This is a genomic window from Methylophaga thiooxydans DMS010, from assembly GCF_000156355.1.
Classification (GTDB): domain Bacteria; phylum Pseudomonadota; class Gammaproteobacteria; order Nitrosococcales; family Methylophagaceae; genus Methylophaga; species Methylophaga thiooxydans.
Genome location: NZ_GG657894.1, coordinates 1 through 17,746, shown reverse-complemented (window position 1 = coordinate 17,746; position 17,746 = coordinate 1). Strand labels below are relative to the sequence as shown.

General features: G+C 45.4%; 18 protein-coding genes. 7 read left to right on the top strand and 11 right to left on the bottom strand.

What is annotated here, in order from left to right; translation table 11 throughout:
• Position 1: 1 nt before the first annotated feature.
• Entirely contained in the window at positions 2–868 is an 867-nt protein-coding gene (lpxC, locus tag MDMS009_RS05470; RefSeq protein WP_237700483.1) for a UDP-3-O-acyl-N-acetylglucosamine deacetylase, read from the top strand.
• Here lpxC and MDMS009_RS05465 read toward each other — a convergent pair.
• Positions 865–1,314 (bottom strand): DciA family protein, encoded by a 450-nt coding sequence (locus tag MDMS009_RS05465; RefSeq protein WP_081443600.1) that lies wholly within the window; start codon positions 1,312–1,314, stop codon positions 865–867. The two genes, lpxC and MDMS009_RS05465, sit on opposite strands and share 4 nt — an antisense overlap.
• 107 nt (positions 1,315–1,421) lie before the next feature.
• Between MDMS009_RS05465 and MDMS009_RS05460 the strand changes: the two genes are divergently transcribed.
• The 4 genes from MDMS009_RS05460 (at position 1,422) to MDMS009_RS05445 (ending at position 7,408) form a co-directional block, all read left to right on the top strand.
• Entirely contained in the window at positions 1,422–2,249 is an 828-nt protein-coding gene (locus MDMS009_RS05460; protein ID WP_154646984.1) for a M23 family metallopeptidase, read from the top strand.
• A gap of 144 nt (positions 2,250–2,393) precedes the next feature.
• Positions 2,394–5,123: a preprotein translocase subunit SecA gene (gene secA / locus MDMS009_RS05455; RefSeq protein WP_008290732.1), complete on the top strand. Its 2,730-nt coding sequence runs from the start codon at positions 2,394–2,396 to the stop codon at positions 5,121–5,123.
• Positions 5,123–6,349, top strand: a complete 1,227-nt coding sequence (gene argJ, locus MDMS009_RS05450) for a bifunctional glutamate N-acetyltransferase/amino-acid acetyltransferase ArgJ (protein WP_008290727.1) — start codon at positions 5,123–5,125, stop codon at positions 6,347–6,349. The genes secA and argJ overlap by 1 nt, the downstream gene beginning before the upstream one ends.
• A gap of 9 nt (positions 6,350–6,358) precedes the next feature.
• Positions 6,359–7,408: a DUF3549 family protein gene (locus tag MDMS009_RS05445; RefSeq protein WP_008290735.1), complete on the top strand. Its 1,050-nt coding sequence runs from the start codon at positions 6,359–6,361 to the stop codon at positions 7,406–7,408.
• Here MDMS009_RS05445 and MDMS009_RS05440 read toward each other — a convergent pair.
• From MDMS009_RS05440 to MDMS009_RS05420, 5 genes are all read right to left on the bottom strand, one after another.
• Positions 7,405–8,031 (bottom strand): MarC family protein, encoded by a 627-nt coding sequence (locus MDMS009_RS05440; protein WP_008290723.1) that lies wholly within the window; start codon positions 8,029–8,031, stop codon positions 7,405–7,407. The genes MDMS009_RS05445 and MDMS009_RS05440 overlap by 4 nt on opposite strands.
• A gap of 47 nt (positions 8,032–8,078) precedes the next feature.
• Entirely contained in the window at positions 8,079–8,615 is a 537-nt protein-coding gene (gene def / locus MDMS009_RS05435; RefSeq protein WP_008290729.1) for a peptide deformylase, read from the bottom strand.
• On the bottom strand, positions 8,612–9,250 hold the full coding sequence (locus MDMS009_RS05430; protein WP_008290721.1) for a 2OG-Fe(II) oxygenase: 639 nt from the start codon (positions 9,248–9,250) through the stop codon (positions 8,612–8,614). Before MDMS009_RS05430 ends, def begins: the two co-directional genes overlap by 4 nt.
• Positions 9,251–9,409: 159 nt before the next feature.
• Positions 9,410–10,639: a nucleoside recognition domain-containing protein gene (locus tag MDMS009_RS05425; RefSeq protein WP_008290722.1), complete on the bottom strand. Its 1,230-nt coding sequence runs from the start codon at positions 10,637–10,639 to the stop codon at positions 9,410–9,412.
• A gap of 97 nt (positions 10,640–10,736) precedes the next feature.
• A complete protein-coding gene (locus tag MDMS009_RS05420) occupies positions 10,737–12,554 on the bottom strand; it encodes a DEAD/DEAH box helicase (protein ID WP_008290720.1) in 1,818 nt (605 codons plus the stop codon).
• Positions 12,555–12,771: 217 nt separating this feature from the next.
• On the opposite strand from MDMS009_RS05420, the gene MDMS009_RS05415 reads away from it, so the two are divergent.
• On the top strand, positions 12,772–12,981 hold the full coding sequence (locus MDMS009_RS05415; RefSeq protein ID WP_008290734.1) for a dodecin: 210 nt from the start codon (positions 12,772–12,774) through the stop codon (positions 12,979–12,981).
• Between the two features lie 23 nt (positions 12,982–13,004).
• A complete protein-coding gene (locus MDMS009_RS05410; RefSeq protein ID WP_008290733.1) occupies positions 13,005–14,426 on the top strand; it encodes a dihydrolipoyl dehydrogenase in 1,422 nt (473 codons plus the stop codon).
• A gap of 1 nt (position 14,427) precedes the next feature.
• Here the strand turns inward: MDMS009_RS05410 and MDMS009_RS05405 are convergent, their stop codons facing one another.
• The 5 genes from MDMS009_RS05405 to msrB all read right to left on the bottom strand — a co-directional run bounded on the left by MDMS009_RS05405 (position 14,428) and on the right by msrB (position 17,716).
• Positions 14,428–14,769 (bottom strand): ASCH domain-containing protein, encoded by a 342-nt coding sequence (locus MDMS009_RS05405; RefSeq protein ID WP_008290725.1) that lies wholly within the window; start codon positions 14,767–14,769, stop codon positions 14,428–14,430.
• Between the two features lies 1 nt (position 14,770).
• The gene (locus tag MDMS009_RS05400; RefSeq protein WP_008290719.1) at positions 14,771–15,340 is read right to left on the bottom strand and encodes a lipid-binding SYLF domain-containing protein; all 570 of its coding nucleotides are present in this window, start codon (positions 15,338–15,340) and stop codon (positions 14,771–14,773) included.
• A gap of 72 nt (positions 15,341–15,412) precedes the next feature.
• Positions 15,413–17,008 carry an ABC-F family ATPase gene (locus tag MDMS009_RS05395; RefSeq protein ID WP_008290728.1) on the bottom strand — a complete coding sequence of 532 codons (1,596 nt, stop codon included), beginning with the start codon at positions 17,006–17,008 and terminating at the stop codon, positions 15,413–15,415.
• A 65-nt stretch (positions 17,009–17,073) separates the two neighbouring features.
• On the bottom strand, positions 17,074–17,331 hold the full coding sequence (locus MDMS009_RS05390) for a GIY-YIG nuclease family protein (RefSeq protein WP_008290718.1): 258 nt from the start codon (positions 17,329–17,331) through the stop codon (positions 17,074–17,076).
• Positions 17,318–17,716: a peptide-methionine (R)-S-oxide reductase MsrB gene (msrB, locus tag MDMS009_RS05385; protein ID WP_008290724.1), complete on the bottom strand. Its 399-nt coding sequence runs from the start codon at positions 17,714–17,716 to the stop codon at positions 17,318–17,320. Before msrB ends, MDMS009_RS05390 begins: the two co-directional genes overlap by 14 nt.
• Positions 17,717–17,746: the final 30 nt, after the last annotated feature.

Genomic DNA, 17,746 nt, shown 5'->3' with positions numbered 1-17,746 from the left:
TTTGCATAGTGGTGAGATGGTATATCTGACCCTGCGGCCTGCTGCCCCTAATACTGGCATTATTTTCCGCAGAGTCGATTTGGATCCGATTGTTGAGATTCAAGCCAAAGCCGAAAACGTTGGTGAAACAGCGCTGTCGACGACACTGGTTGAACATGGCCAGCGAGTGTCGACTGTGGAACATCTGTTATCCGCGTTTGCTGGTCTCGGTATCGATAATGCCTATATTGATCTGAATGCAGCTGAAGTACCGATTATGGATGGCAGCGCAGGACCGTTTGTGTTCCTGGTGCAATCTGCCGGTATTGAAGAGCAGAATGTCGCTAAGCAGTTTATCCGTATCAAAAAGCCCGTAGTGCTTGAAGATGGTGATAAATGGGCAAAATTTGAGCCATTTGATGGTTTCAAAGTCTCATTTACTATCGATTTCGAACACCCTGCCTTTACAGGACGACCTCAACAAGTAGATGTTGATTTCTCCTCCACGTCGTTCGTACGTGAAGTCAGTCGTGCTCGCACTTTCGGCTTTATGAAAGATATCGAGAAACTGCGTGAAAACAATCTGGCGCTCGGTGGTAGCATGGATAATGCTATCGTCGTTGATGATTACCGTGTTCTGAATGAAGACGGTTTACGTTACGAAGATGAGTTTGTCCGTCATAAAGTACTGGATGCCATTGGTGATTTGTACTTACTGGGCCACAGTTTGATCGGCGCATTCAATGGTCACAAATCCGGTCATGAAGTGAATAACAAACTATTACGTAAACTACTGGCGCAAGAAGATGCTTGGGAACTGGTTAGTTTCGAAGACGACAAAGATGCCCCCATTCTTTTCAGTCGTCCAGCAGCGTCTCTGACCAGCTAATCAGTTTGATTCGATTGGCGATTTGCCAGTTTGTTTAGGGCGGTTTTTAAAGGGCCGTCCTCGATTTCAGCAGCGGTGCTGGTTAACAGCACCGCTGTTTTTGTAGATACATGTATTGCAGCATGGTTTGTTTGTTTTGACAGACTCTGTAGAGGACGTACTTTGACGTCAAGTTTGCTAACCGGCTCAGGCAAGTGCGCTGATAAGGTCTTGCAGACAAGCGGTGCCTGAAAACGAAGCAAACTGGCATAGCTGGCCTTGTCCGTGTGGATAATGATCGTATCCGCGGTGACATTAGCCAGTTGGCAATGATTGCTAAATTGCAATGGCAATGTTTTTTGCAGAATAATATTGAGCTTGTTGAGTTGTTGCGCACGCGTAGTCAACCATTTCATATGGCTGTCTTGCTTGTAGATATGGCCGACGTGTTCAGGTTTGTTAGACATAAGTTATACGACCGGAGATAAGGATAAAAATGCAGGTTATCATTATATCCTCAAACAACAAGACACATAAGCACTGGCATCTAACAAAAGCTAAGTTGCTGGTGTTAATGACATTAGTCGTCGCACTGATTAGTATCAGCTCATACAGCTTCGCTAATTGGGCAAATAAACCTGTCAACCTCAGTCCCGCCTCCGCTATACCGCATGTCATCTCCGAACAAAGCTCTTCCGAATCAACGGAAATCTCTGCATCTCAGCAAGATGCTATTGATAATTTCTATGCGAAACAATTAGGTGGTCTACAAGCAGAAACCATTCGTTTGCGAATGCTCAGTCAACGACTGGCAGAAATCGCTGGATTTGATACGACAGAATTCACATTAGATGAACACCCTGCGCAAGGCGGTTTGGATGACGAGGGAATGTTCCTTAGTAGTGATGCATTAGACAGTGGTATCAAACAGTTATCGTTGGATCTGGAAACGCAAAACGAAACACTAGCAGCATTAGAGCAATACTTGATTACAAAAGATAATATCGCCGCCGGGATTCCAGACGGTAAACCCGTAGAAGGTGGCTGGGTATCGTCCTTTTACGGTTATCGAGTAGACCCATTCAATGGCAAAAAGACCTTTCACAAAGGACTTGATATTGCCGCAAAATCCGGCAGCCCGGTAACCAGCGTTGCTGATGGCATTGTCAGCTGGGTAGGTAATCGCGGTGGTTACGGCGGTCTTGTTGAGGTCGATCACGGTAACGGTTATGTCACGCGTTACGCGCACAATAAAACAATTAATGTGGCGAAAGGTGATCGTGTTAGCAAAGGTGAGGTGTTGGCATTGATGGGATCAACCGGTCGATCAACAGGCCCACACGTACACTTTGAAGTGTTACGCGATGGTCAACACGTCAACCCATATAACTTCATCAAATAACATTCCCCTTGTTTTCGAATAGGAATGTCTCCACTTGTTTCTAAGTGAACTTCAATCCACAATTGGGTCCGCGTTATAATCACGCATTTTCAATTAATAATAATGTCCGGTGTTCGCGCCGTAACAAACAACTAAGGCGAGATAATGGTTAGCAAGTTTTTCAGCAAGATATTTGGCAGTCGCAACGAGCGAATTTTGAAAAAGATGCGCAAGTCTGTAGACGACATTGCCGCAATGGAAGCCGATATTGAGCAGCTTGATGACCCCACATTGAAAGCCAAAACGGCAGAGTTCCGTCAACGCCTTAATGACGGTGAATCGATAGACGATATTTTACCCGAAGCTTTTGCGGTGGTTCGTGAAGCCAGTAAGCGCGTGTTGGGTATGCGTCACTTTGATGTGCAAATGATCGGCGGTATGGTGCTGAATGATGGCAAAATCGCTGAAATGAAAACCGGTGAGGGTAAAACCCTTGTCGCGACTTTAGCCGTCTATCTCAATGCATTAGCTGGCGAAGGTGTGCATGTCATTACAGTCAATGATTATCTGGCATCACGTGATGCTGGCTGGATGAGCAAGTTGTATGGCTTTTTGGGCCTGACCACGGGTGTCATCATTGGTGGAATGAATAACGACGAACGTCGTGAAGCATACAATTGTGATATTACCTATGGCACCAACAACGAATTTGGTTTCGATTACCTGCGTGACAACATGGCATTTCGTCTGGATGAAAAAGTCCAGCGTGAATTGAATTTCGCTGTTATCGATGAGGTTGATTCGATTTTGATCGATGAGGCCAGAACACCGTTAATTATCTCTGGTCCGGCAGAAGACAGCTCTGAACTCTATCAGCAAATAAATACTTTGATCCCTAATCTTGAAAAACAGGAAGGTGGTGAAGGTGAAGATGATGAGATAACGAAACCCGGTGACTACACCGTCGATGAAAAGAACAAACAGGTTCATTTCACCGAGCGCGGTCATGAGAAAATAGAGTCGATGCTGACTCAAGCTGGTTTATTGGATGAAAATGCCAGTCTCTATGACGCGACTAATATTGGTCTGATGCATCATGTGACGGCTGCACTTCGTGCCCATGTTTTATTTCAGCGTGATGTGGATTACATGGTGCAGGATAACCAGATCGTTATCGTTGATGAATTTACTGGTCGTAGCATGCCTGGACGCCGTTGGTCTGAAGGTTTGCATCAGGCTGTTGAAGCCAAAGAAGGCGTTAAAATTCAGAACGAAAATCAAACACTGGCCTCAATTACTTTTCAGAACTATTTCCGTTTATATAACAAGCTTTCAGGTATGACCGGTACGGCTGATACCGAAGCTTACGAATTGAATTCAATCTACGGCTTGGAAGTCGTGGTAATCCCCACGCATAAAGACATGCAGCGTAAAGATGAAGCGGATCGCATTTATCTAACGGGTAAAGAAAAGTACGAAGCGATTTTGGAAGATATTCAAGGCTGTATTGATCGTAAACAACCGGTTTTGGTTGGTACGGCATCGATTGAAAGCTCAGAGTATCTGAACAACCTGTTAACAAAAGCGAAGATTCCGCATCAAGTATTGAATGCGAAATTTCATGAAAAAGAAGCGCAAATTATTGCCAACGCAGGGCGTCCAGGTACCGTTACGATTGCGACCAATATGGCCGGTCGTGGTACCGATATTGTTTTGGGTGGTAGTCTCGAAGCTGAACTGGATGCATTACCAGAAGATGCAACAGAAGAAACCAAAGAAGCGATTCGCGCGGAATGGATGAACCGACACGATGCTGTATTAGCTGCGGGTGGTTTACATATTATCGGTACTGAACGTCATGAGTCTCGTCGTATTGATAATCAGTTGCGTGGCCGTTCTGGTCGTCAAGGTGACCCTGGTTCTACCCGTTTCTACTTGTCATTAGAAGATAATTTGATGCGCATTTTTGCCTCTGACCGTATGGCGGGACTGATGCAGAAATTGGGTATGGAAGAGGGTGAAGCGATTGAACACCCTTGGGTATCACGCGCTATTGAGAATGCTCAACGCAAGGTTGAAGGCCATAATTTCGATATCCGTAAACAATTACTGGAATTCGATGATGTTGCTAACGATCAGCGGAAAGTAGTTTACGAGCAGCGTAATGAACTGATGGCTGCCGATGATGTGTCGGAAACCATTACATCGATGCGTAGTACGGTTATCAATGACACCATCAGCCTTTATATTCCACCTAATAGTATTGACGAGCAGTGGGATGTGTCTGGTCTTGAGCAAGCACTGAAAGAACAATATGCACTGGAGTTAACCATCAGTGACTGGCTGGAAACAGATGATAGCCTACATGAAGAAAGCTTGCGTGAACGCATTGTTGAAGAAGCAGAACTCGCATACAAAAACAAAGAAGAGACTGTTGGTGAAGAACTGATGCGTCACTTTGAAAAAGCGATCATGTTGCAGACACTGGATACGCAGTGGAAAGAGCATCTGGCACAGATGGATTATCTGCGCACAGGGATTAATTTGCGTGGTTACGCGCAGAAAGATCCAAAGCAAGAATACAAGCGCGAATCATTCAGTCTGTTCACTACCATGTTGGATAACATCAAACATGAAGTAATTCGTTTGATTTCGATGGTGCAGGTACGTGCTCAGGAAGACGTTGACGCAGTCAATGAACAGCGTCGTCAAACTGCCGAGGTTGAATACCAGCATGAAGAAGCCCAACAAATGGGTAATGATGAACCGGAACAAGAGGAAATGCCCGAAGCCGCACAGCCTTATACTCGTGATGGCAGTAAGGTAGGTCGTAACGACCCTTGCCCATGTGGCAGTGGCAAGAAGTTCAAGCAGTGTCATGGAGCGATTAATTAATGGCAGTGAATCTTGCTGCACCGTCAGCGGATGAATTGCTTCCTGTAACAGGCATTCGACTGGCAACAGTGAGTGCTGGTATCAAAAAAGTAGGCAGAAAAGATGTTGTCTTGGTCGAAATGACTGAGGGGACACATACAGCAGCGGTGTATACCCAGAATGCCTTTTGTGCCGCGCCGGTGGTACTGGCAAAGTCGCATCAGCAACAGCAGGCGACGCGATATTTACTGATTAACTCGGGAAATGCTAATGCCGGCACTGGTGAAGCAGGTATGCAAGCTGCGACCAAATGTTGTGACGCTGTTGCTAAACTGACAAACGTTGACACAGCAGCCGTTTTACCTTTTTCGACAGGTGTTATTGGTCAGCCGCTACCCGTTGAAAAGATCACGGCAGTGTTACCGGAGGCCGTGGACGCCTTATCTACAGATAACTGGTTCGATGCTGCTCATGGCATTATGACAACTGATACCATCGCCAAAGCACGTTCAGTGCAATTAGTGCTAAATGGCAAAACAGTTACCATTACCGGCATGTCGAAAGGCTCAGGTATGATTCGCCCTGATATGGCAACCATGCTGGCTTATATCGCCACCGATGCAGCGGTAAGTCAGGCGGTACTCCAGACCATGCTGCACAAGGCGATGAACCAGTCTTTCAACCGTATTACCGTGGACGGTGACACCTCAACTAACGATGCCTGTGTGTTGATGGCAACCGGTCAGGCCGGTAATACGCCAATTGAAAACATTACCGGTGATGATGGTGAGCGTTTACTGAACGCTTTGACGGAATTATGTCGTTATCTGGCTCAGGCCATCGTCCGTGACGGTGAAGGCGCAACCAAATTTATATCGATTGCCGTGAGCCAAGGCCAAAGTCAGGAAGAGTGTCGCCAAGTTGCTTATACCATAGCCCATTCGCCATTGGTGAAAACGGCATTATTTGCGTCTGATGCAAATTGGGGCCGTATTTTGGCAGCAGTAGGACGGAGTGGTTTGAAGGACTTTGATCTAACTAAAGTCAGTATCGCTCTGGGTGATGTAAGCATTGTAGAGCAGGGACAACCAGCCAAAGCTTATACTGAAGAGCAGGGGCAGAAGGTAATGAACGATGCGGAAATTACCATCAGCGTTGAATTGGGGCGAGGACAGGCCGAAGACTGGGTTTGGACCTGTGATTTTTCCTATGACTACGTCAAAATTAACGCAGAATATCGAACCTGAACCCTACCTATGAGCGAAGCTAAAATCACCACCTTGTCAGAGTTTTTACACCAAAGCGGTGCAAAATACCGTGTCTTTGATATGGGGCGTCGTGTAACTAAACTAACTGCTGACGAATTTGTTAATTTTGAGTGGGCAAAAAAGCCCTATCCATTGCCTTTCCAACGCAGTGCATTGTTTGGTGTGATTTTTTGGCACCCTGAAGCTGCTGAAAAACATTATGTCTGGTTTTTAACGTTTCCCTTAGATGAACAAGGCCTGCTGATTCAGACTGCTCGCGATGAATTTTTAATGATGCTGCTTGAGCGTGTAGGGGAGTGCATGCTTGCCGCGACTGATGGCAAGCAGATTGAGGGAGCCTTAAAAGACAGTCCTTATACTTTCACACCCCGTGAAGATAAAATGGCGGCGTTTAATGCCCACGCTACCAAAAGCCTCGCCTTGAAAGCCTCGCCGTTTTATCCTGATGCCTATGCTTACTTTACCGGTAAAAAGCCGATGGATAGTTGGCAGAGTCTGGGAATGCAAGGTGTGGCGGATGTCGCAGTCAGATTAGATGACAATCTGGAAACCTTAGGTCTTATCAAGACGATTCCGCGATTGCCCGAAGAACCTTTTAATGTGCTCTGTACCTTTCTGGAAAACGCCGCACCGTCAGCAGGTATTGTTGAAGTGTTAGCGCAACGACTGGATGTCAGATTGCAGGAAAAGAAACCGGATATATCGATGATATCTGCATGTTTACGTGCCGCATCCAACAGTCCCGCGACGGGGCTAGTCGATCAGATGGTGGCTCATGTGCTTCAACATAAATGCAGTCAGAGTATAGAAATCTTGGCTGTTTTGAGTGGACGTGTATGGCGCTCGTTGAAATTGCCTCACCTCTGCAAACAATACGTGGAACGACTGGCTATGAATGAATCAGGCTACGATGTTTTCAGTCAGCTACTGGCTGATCTGATGTTTGTGCCCGGGATGCGTGAGCCAGTGATGCAAGCGTTACGTGACCCACAACGAAGCCAGACACTAAGCAAGTTTGTTGGCAAAATGTTCGGTTAAATCAAAACCGGAAACAGGCCTTTCAGGCCGTTGGCAATAAACTCTACTGCAATCGCCGCTAAGATCAATCCGCTAATTCTGGTGGAAATATGGATGCCCACAGTCGACATATGCCGTGCAATCCATGGCACCAGTTTGAGTATTATCCACAACAATAACCCCAGTATGAAAATATCGAGGGATATCAATAGATAATGCTCAATGCCATTGCCTTTGTATGCATTTATGATGACCGTACTGATAGCACCGGGGCCAGCCAACAATGGCATTGCTAGCGGTACGATAGCAATTGATTCACCTGACTGTTCGACCATCGTTTTATTCTGCTGCAAATTCTTGTGAGTATCATTAAGCATACTGATCGCCATCAGCAACAATAAAATGCCACCACCGACTCGAAATGAGTTAATGCTGATACCAAAAAATTGCAGAATGATCTCTCCAAAAAAAGCAGCAATCAGTAGGATAAGTGTAGCTGAGATAACAACCAGTCTGGCAATCAGAGCTTTCTGTGCCGAATCATATTGCGCTGTCAGACTGATATAGATGGGGATAATACCAATCGGATTAACGATAGCGATAAGTGCAATCAGAAACTTGGTATATTCAGTAAATTCGAGCATAAACAGCCTAAATTTTATCAGTGAGATGGCGCAACAAAAAACAGGTGTTATTTAGCTGATTGCGCAATCTGTTTTTGCCATTCTTTTTCCATCATTACATCATAATTAGATTCAACGCGATCCAGAAATACATGGCCGTTTAAGTGATCATGCTCATGTTGGAATACGCGCGCAAGAAAACCGTCATACATCTTCTCAACGGTGTCGCCTTCGAGAGTTTGATAGCGCACTGTAATGTCGTCAAAACGCGGCACTAATGCGCGTATACCGGGTAAGCTCAAACAGCCTTCCCAATCTTTATTGGACGTGTCGCTATGAGCAATTCTCTCAGGATTAATCACAAAAAAAGGTGGCACGTCAGGGGCATAAGGGTAGCGACTATTAGGATGTGAGGACAGAATGAAAAACTGCTGGCTGATCCCTACCTGTGGCGCGGCAATGCCCATCCCACCTTTCTCTATTACGAAACTCAGAAGGGCTTTAGCCTGCGCCTGAAACGCTGGTGCTAGGATGTCATAAACAGGCTCAGCCCGTTGCCTTAACAACGGGTGACCAAGTTGCAAAATGTCAAAATCGTGTTTCATATCGCAGGTGCTTGTAGTGGGTCATGTAAACGAAACCATCCTGTAACACTGTAGCGATCACGCTGTGCTTTGACCACCTCATGTGGAAATTGCTCACTGAGAAAAATGACAAACGTACCAAAATTCGGGTTGACGGTTTGCAAAATAGTATTTGAATCGGGAGCGTAGATTAACAGCTGACCACCATCATTAACGTGCCACTCTGGGTTCAGATAGAGCACTGTGGATAAAACACGGTTTGATTGGCCTTTAAAAGCATCCAGATGCTTTTTATAAAACGCACCGGGGGCATAGTGGGCATAGTGTGATTCATAATCAAACAGACCCATAAATAAACGACGATTAATGGCCAGACGAAACGTAGCCATTGCATCCATATAGGCAGCATCAGTTACATGTTTTGGATTAAGCCAGCGTGTCTCGTCACGGCGGACTGTGCTATTGAGTTGAAAACCCAGTTCACGACCTATACCGGCACGCTGAAAATCGTCTTCATCAAGATGTGTGACACGACGATGCAGTGCCAGATTCAGTGCTGCCGGCAAAAGTTGGGGTAATACGCAATAACCATTATTGGCGAGGTCGTCGGCAATCAGGTCATAACAGGATTCAGTCGGTTGTATTAAGGCTTTCAAACATACAGTCTCCAAGTGGACAGTCAAAACCGTCTCTTTGACCTGGAGAAAGCCAAGCGATGAGCTTGAGCCTGATCTGGGTGCAAGATATTGAACGGGAAATAAATTTAGCAGATTTTGAGAAAGTGAGTGATATTATTTTTGCGGCTTATTCTTGTTTTAGCCAAAGAACCAATAGGCAACACCGATAGCAGCAATAATGCCTGCAAAATCAGCGACTAAGCCACAACTCACCGCATGGCGAATATTTTTTATACCAACAGCACCAAAATACACCGCTAATACATAAAAGGTGGTCTCAGTGCTGCCTTGAACAATTGACGCCAGTCGACCAGCAAACGAATCAGCGCCATATGTCTGCATCGTGTCGACCATCATCGCGCGGGCACCACTTCCGCTAAAAGGCTTCATTAGAGCAGTCGGCATCGCGTCGATAAAGCGATCATCTAAGCCTAAGCTTAGTACCAGACTTCGCATAGCATCAAACAATAACTCCAATGCACCACTGGCTCTGAACACACCGATAGCGACTAACATTGCGACGAGATAAGGAATGATGGTGACTGCTGTTTGGAAGCCTTCTTTAGCGCCCTCAATAAATGCATCATAGGCATTTACTTTTTTTATGGCTGCTGTACTGATAAATAAGGTGACCAGACTGAACAGGATCACATTACTAATCAGAGCGGACTGCGTCAGCATTGCTTGCTGAGACAGGCTAGAGAAATACCCAAGTATCGCCACTACCAGTAATGTAAAACCACCTAGATATGCCATCACAACACGGTCGAGTAAATTAATTTTTTGGACCGATGCAACAACCAACAAGCCGACAAAAGTCGACATATAGGTGGCTAGCAGGATGGGAATAAAAACATCTGTCGGATTTGCTGCCCCCATTTGTGCCCGATAAGTAAAAATAGTGACGGGGAATAAGGTGACAGCAGAGGTATTGATCACTAAAAATAAAATTTGGGCATTACTGGCTGTGTCTTTAAACGGATTAAGACTTTGCAATTCTTTCATTGTCTTAATGCCTAAAGGCGTTGCCGCATTATCTAAACCTAATGCATTGGCTGAGATATTCATTACCATGGAACCTAAAGCAGGATGATCTTTAGGTACTTCAGGCATCAGACGGGTAAATAACGGTGTCAAACCGCGCGTGAGCCACTCCACAAAGCCACTACGTTCACCAATTTTCATAATGCCCAGCCATAAAGCCAGAATACCGGTCAAACCAAGTGAAATTTCAAAGGCGGTTTTAGAAAGCGCAAACATCGCTTCCATGAGTTGGGAGAAGATTAGCTGGTCGCCCAATACCAACAACTTGAACAGCGCAACGATAAAGGCGATAAGAAAAAAAGCAATCCAGATAATATTCAGCATGCGGCTATTGTGGCATGGCTGATTTAATTGAGGAAGCGTGGAAAGGATCAGGCCCGATAAATGATCGGACCTGATTTTTTACTTTACTGTATGACGATTAAGACGGTTTTGGTCGGCTTTTAGATTGACGCTTTTTGGCTGCGATAGCAGGGCGCTTTTTCGTTCTACCTGGCTTTTGGCGTGCTGGTATAGCCGGTTTTTCCATCACATCTGGCGTGCTGTCAGGCATGCTGATCTGCAATTGGCGCTGATTGACCCAGACTTTACGCAAATGCTGGAAAATGTCTTTAGGCATACCATCCGGTAAGTCGACAAAGCTGTGGTCATCCATAATTGAAATACGACCAATCAGCTGACTTTCAAGACCTGCCTCATTGGCAATCGCACCAACTAAGTGTTTAGGCTCAACATTATGTTCTGCACCGACTTCAACACGGTAGGTTTTCATACCTTCTTCAGGCTTGTGTTCAGCCCGTGTACGTGGTGCGCGGGGAGCACGTTCTGGTCGCTCTGAACGTGGTTCACGGTTAGTTTGACGCGAGTCTCTGTCTGCACGTTCTCTCGGTTGCTTACGTTCGCTAACGTGGCTGACCGGTTTCAATGGGCGATGCTTTTGTACCAAAAACGCCAAAGCAGCTGCCACCTCAACGGGATCAGCATTATGTTCTTCTTGATAAGAAGTAATGAGTTTTTCGAAAAATGCCAGATCCTGCGATTCAATGGTTTCTGTCATTTGTTGTTTGAATGACATCACGCGACGATCAGCAATATCTTCACTACTAGGTAGTTGCATACGAGTGATAGTCTGCTTAGTGGCTTTCTCAATGGCGCCTAACATACGTCTTTCGCGTGGGGCAACAAAGAGGATAGCTTCACCTTTACGACCTGCACGACCGGTACGACCAATACGGTGCACGTAGGATTCAGTATCGTAAGGAATATCGTAGTTGACGACATGGCTCATACGTTGGATATCAAGGCCACGTGCCGCGACGTCGGTAGCTACCAAAATATCAATCTTGCCGGCTTTCATCTTTTCAATGGTTTTTTCACGCAGAGCCTGATTCATATCACCGTTTAATGGTGAGCTGGCGTAACCACGTGCTTCTAACTTTTCAGCCAGATCCACGGTTGAGTTTTTGGTGCGCACGAAAATAATCATGCCATCAAACTCTTCGACTTCAAGAATACGGGTTAAGGCATCCAGCTTATGCAAGCCAGTTACCTGCCAGTAACGTTGGTTGATAGTATCAACGGTCGATGTTTTCGATTTGATATGGACTTCAACAGGGTTGTTCAGATAACGCTGAGCTACCCGGTGAATCGGTTTGGGCATCGTGGCCGAGAATAAGGCAACCTGACGGTCTTTAGGTGTTTCCTGCAGGATAGTTTCAACATCATCGATAAAGCCCATGCGTAGCATTTCGTCAGCTTCATCCAACACCAGCGATTGCAGGTTTTCCAGTGCCAGTTTGCCACGACGGATATGATCTAATATACGACCTGGTGTGCCAACGATAACCTGTGGGTTACGTTGCAACTGGCGTAATTGAATTCCCATGCTTTGACCACCGTAAATAGGTAATACATGGAAATTTTTGATATGACGGCCGTAACCTTGAATGGCTTCAGCAACCTGAATTGCTAATTCGCGAGTCGGTGTCAGCACTAACATTTGAGGTGTTTTCTGACGATCGTTTAAGCGGCTCAATAGTGGTAATGAAAACGCCGCTGTTTTACCAGTACCAGTTTGTGCTTGTCCCAGTAGATCACGCCCTTCAAGCAGCGGAGTAATACTTTGCGCCTGAATCGGAGACGGGGTTTCATAACCGGCCTCTTGAATGGCTTTGACAATAGCAGGGGCTATTCCCAACTCACTAAATGAGGGGATTAGATCGGGTTGTTCTGTGGACATGGTAAAACCTGTGAAAGATCAGTTTTTGAACGCAAAACTGATGAAGCGAGATGGTAAACGAATAATTATACAACTCTGTCACGGTAAAAGATAGAAAAATCATTAATTTATTCAACTATACGCCTAAGCTGGAAACTTCCCTTTATTAGGCTTTATGATGGTAACCAAGGTGAGTTATGAAACCTTTGATGATGGGATTAAGACAAGGAGATAAGTAATGAGCGACCATACGTATAAATTAATTGAGTTAACCGGTAGTTCAACAGAAAGTTCTGATCAGGCGATTCAAAATGCCATCAGCAAAGCGTCAGAAAGTATTAAAAACATGCACTGGTTTGAAGTGGTGGAAACGCGCGGTTATATTGAATCGGGCGGTGTGAAATACTGGCAAGTGACGATAAAAGTAGGGTTTCGGATCGAAGACTAATTTGTGACTAAATCGACGATTTAATGACATTACCAGTAACGACAGAGATCATTGTTATCGGAGCTGGGACGGCAGGGCTTGCTGCGGTCAAGCAGGTTCAAAAGCAGACTGATGATTTTCTTTTGATCAATGCAGGTGAATATGGCACAACCTGCGCCCGAGTCGGGTGCATGCCATCTAAGCTACTGATTGAAGCCGCTAATGCTTATCATCGCAGACACTGCTTTGACACGTTTGGGATTCGTCAAGCAGAAAGTCTTGCCATTGATCTGCCCGCGGTATTCAGCCGCGTACGTGAGCTGCGTGATTATTATGTATCTGGTGTCATGAAATCTGTTCACGACTTAGGTAATAGGGTTGTAACGGGACGAGCTAAACTGCTGTCATACAATCAGGTTCAGGTTAATAATCAGATTTTTCAGTGTAAAAAAATTATTATTGCAACGGGCTCTACGCCCATCGTTCCCGAAGACTGGAAAACATTAGAAAACAAGCTGCTGACCACAGACAGCTTGTTTGAACAGTCAGATTTAAAGTCACGTATCGCTGTTATTGGAATGGGCGCTATTGGTGTTGAAATGGCTCAGGCGTTGTCGCGTCTTGGCATTAATGTCACGGCATTTTCTTCCACACAGCAGTTAGCTGGCTTGACTGATCCTGAGGTGAATCAAAGCATACATCAACTATTACAAGCAGAATTTCCAATATACTCAGGCGATAAAGCTGAGCTCAGTGAGACTGCTAACGGTGTTCTGGTAAGCGCTGGCAATGTTTCAGTTGAAGTCGATCAGGTCGTTGCTGCAATAGGGCGACAAGCGAACCTGAAACATATCGGACTGGAATGTTTGGGGGTGCCCTTGAATGACGAGGGGATACCCGAGATTAACCCTCATACGATGCAAGTAGCAGACTTGCCCGTTTTTATTGCTGGCGATGCGAGTTCGCTGAACATGGTATTGCATGAGGTTGCGGATGAGGGGCGGATAGCAGGACATAACGCAGTTTCAGCATCGATTGAACATTTTTGTCGACGCACACCAATGCGGATTGTATTTACCGATCCCGAGATAGCCTGCATCGGAATGACCTATGAGCAATGTAGTGAAGCCAATACGTTGATTGGACAAGCCCTTTTTGAGGATCAGGGGCGGGCGCGAGCAGGCCAACAAAATAAAGGTGTAATGCGGCTTTATGCTGATAAAAATAATGGACGTTTGATCGGTGCAGAAATGGCGGCGCCTGCGGCAGAGCATATGGCTCATGTATTAGCACTAGCAATTGAACAACAATTAACTATCGCGCAGATCCTGGCTATGCCCATTTATCACCCGGTGCTGGAAGAGGGAATGCGCACCGCGCTTCGTCAATTACAAAAACAATTACCGACTGATAAAGCATTTGATTTATCGCGGTGTGAGGCTTTTCATTCTGAGGCTTTAGATTAAATCAGCTTTGTTTCTCAAAGCTGTGTACCCAGACCTTATGAGACTCATTCCACTCCATACCTTTATGCATACTGATAATGAGTTGTTTATAGACTTCAAGACTGGGAAAGCCTTCCTGCTCGGCGTCTTGCTGCGTCATGTCACCTAAGGTTCGACGCTCAAGAGCCGTAATCACAAAAGTTTCACCTTTAAGTTCAAAGGTTTCTCCCGGGTAGCCGTATACGCCATTACGTCGTTGCTGCGTTTTTTTGCCGGCAAGCGCCGATTCAACGAGACGATCGTGGGTAACGAGACGATCTATTTCACAGGTTTTTTCTGGGTAGTCGGGATGCTCTTGCGTCATGCTATTTGTATATCCGAGTGAACTTTGAACCTTCCAGTGTCAGGTTAAACATTAAGCCTTTATTACTGAAAACAAATCCTACGATCGGGTCTTCAATATCGATCGTGTTGATATCCTCACCGCCACCCCATTCCACTACGGCAACAGAGCCATCTACACCGGCTTTCCAGCCTTTGCTATTGCGAAAGTATTCCAGTGAGTCAGTTTCAAGAAACACAATCACCAATGACTTACTCTGTGCTCCTAGCTGTAAACCAATTGAAGCCGCCGCCGTGTTGTAATAATCAGTGGTTTCACCATTGATTTGCAGAGCGCCTTCACCATATTCGCCACCAATACCGAATCCCGCTTTAATCACCTTGGGAAACACTAATACGCCCTTGGCACGTTTTAAAAACTCGGCGCCTCCAGCTACTTCTTGGGTGAAGTTCTTCAATGTTTCATCAACACCAATCTCAATTTCAGTTGCCGATGCTGCATAGGTCACCGCTGGGCTGGCAAAACAAAGTAAGCCCAGACAGGCGACTAGAATTGTCCATTTCTTAGCGAAGTGATGTTTAAGGTGATTCATACTGGCTGCTCCGATCCATTGAATATTATCGCTACATTAGCATGAAAAATGGACGGTTATCATTACCAACGTTTAGTTAATCCCGAGACTTTGTAAATATTGATCGTAACTACCACTGAAGTCGGTAATACCTTCGACTTCCATATCGAAAATACGGGTGGCTAGAGAAGAGACAAACTCACGGTCATGACTGACGAAGAAGAGAGTACCTTCGTAGTTTTCCAGCGCCATATTCAATGATTCAATGGATTCCATATCCATATGGTTTGTCGGTTCATCCATGATCAAAATATTAGGGCGTTGTAAAATCAGTTTGCCAAATAGCATGCGGCCTTTTTCACCACCGGATAAAACATTCACTTTTTTATCGATCATGTGACCAGAGAACAATAAACGCCCTAAGGTGCCGCGAATCACTTGTTCATCATCTTCCGGACCGCCCCATTGAGACATCCACTCATATAGCGTCATATCATTCTTGAATAAATGATCATGATCCTGAGCGTAATAACCAATATTGGCATTTTCGGACCATTTCACATCACCGGCTTTCGGTGATAAATCGCCCATCAAGGTTTTGACCAGTGTTGATTTACCAATACCGTTCGGGCCAATGATGGCAATTCGTTCGCCAACTTCAGTCATAAAATTAAAGTCTTTGAAAAGCGGCGCTTCATCGTCATAAGCCTGAGTCAGTTTTTTGACTTCCAGTGCATTACGGAACAGTTTCTTTTCTTGGTCAAAACGGATGTATGGATTGACGCGGCTGGACGGTTTGATGTCATCCAGCTGGATTTTTTCCATCTGTTTCTGACGCGAAGTGGCTTGTTTTGCTTTAGAAGCATTGGCAGAGAAACGCGAAACGAATTGTTGTAACTCTTTGATTTGTGCTTTTTTCTTGGCGTTATCGGCCATTTGACGTTCACGAACCTGCGTCGATGCCAACATATAGTCATCATAGTTACCGGGATAAACGCGTAGCTCACCAAAATCCATATCGGCCATATGAGTACAAATACTGTTTAAGAAGTGGCGATCATGCGAAATAATGATCATGGTGCTATTACGCTGATTCAAAATATCTTCCAGCCAACGAATGGTATTGATATCCAAGTGGTTAGTCGGCTCATCAAGCAACATGATGTCAGGTTCAGCAAATAAGACCTGGGTGAGCAAAATCCGCAGTTTCCAACCCGGTGCGATTTCGCTCATCGGACCGTAATGCTGCTCTACCGGAATACCGACGCCCAATAACAATTCGCCAGCGCGTGATTCGGCCGTATAACCATCAAGCTCTGCATATTGACCTTCCAGTTCGGCCACTTTAATGCCATCTTCTTCGCTCATTTCCGGCAGGTTGTAGATACGGTCGCGTTCTTTATGGACTTTCCATAGTTCTGGCTGACCCATGATAACGACATCAATGACGCGTTGATCTTCATAGGCGAACTGATCCTGCTTCAATACAGCAAACGATTCGTTCACATCGCGATTAATATTGCCGGAGCTGGGTTCCAGATCACCCGCCAGAATTTTCATAAAAGTGGATTTGCCACAGCCATTGGCGCCGATAAGACCGTAGCGGTTACCGTCACCGAATTTGACTGACACATTTTCAAACAGAGGCTTGGCCCCAAATTGCATGGTGATATTGGCTGTGCTGAGCAAGAGAAAGATCCTGTTAATGAGGTCGTGTTAGCGCGACGTGAAAAAACGCGCCATTATACATGGAGTTAGTACTGAGCGATAAGGGTCAGTTTGGCTTGTCGTGAGAGTTTTTTAATTGCAGCTTCGCGCTTAGAGGCGCTACTACGATCAGGCTGCGTTTCTTGATAAACCAATTTCTTGGCCTGACTGGTATGAAAAAAGCGTGCACCGCCGCGGTGAGTTTGGTGTTGATGAAAACGGCGATCGATATCTGTTGTTATGCCTGTGTAGAGTTTGCCATTATCGGCTTCGATAATATAAACAAACCATTCAGCTTTGCTCATCAAAATCCAAAGCAACAGAATTAATACAGTAGCGCAAACCGGTTGGCGCAGGGCCATCATCAAAGACATGGCCTAAATGTGCTTCACAGTGATGGCAACGAACTTCGGTACGGTCCATGCCATGACTGTAGTCAGCATGATGGGTTATAGCCCCTTGATCGATTTGCGCTGAGAAACTTGGCCAACCACAACCTGAATCAAACTTAGCATCCGATTTGAACAAGGCTTCGTTGCAGCAAATGCAGCGATAAATCCCATCGGCATGATGATCCACGTAAAGCCCAGAAAAAGGCGGTTCAGTGCCTGCTTCGCGGGTGACACGAAACTGGTCTTCAGTCAGCTGCTCTCGCCATTGAGAGTCTGTTTTGACAACTTTATCAGACATGATTGTTCATCGATTTTTTGCAGTAACAGC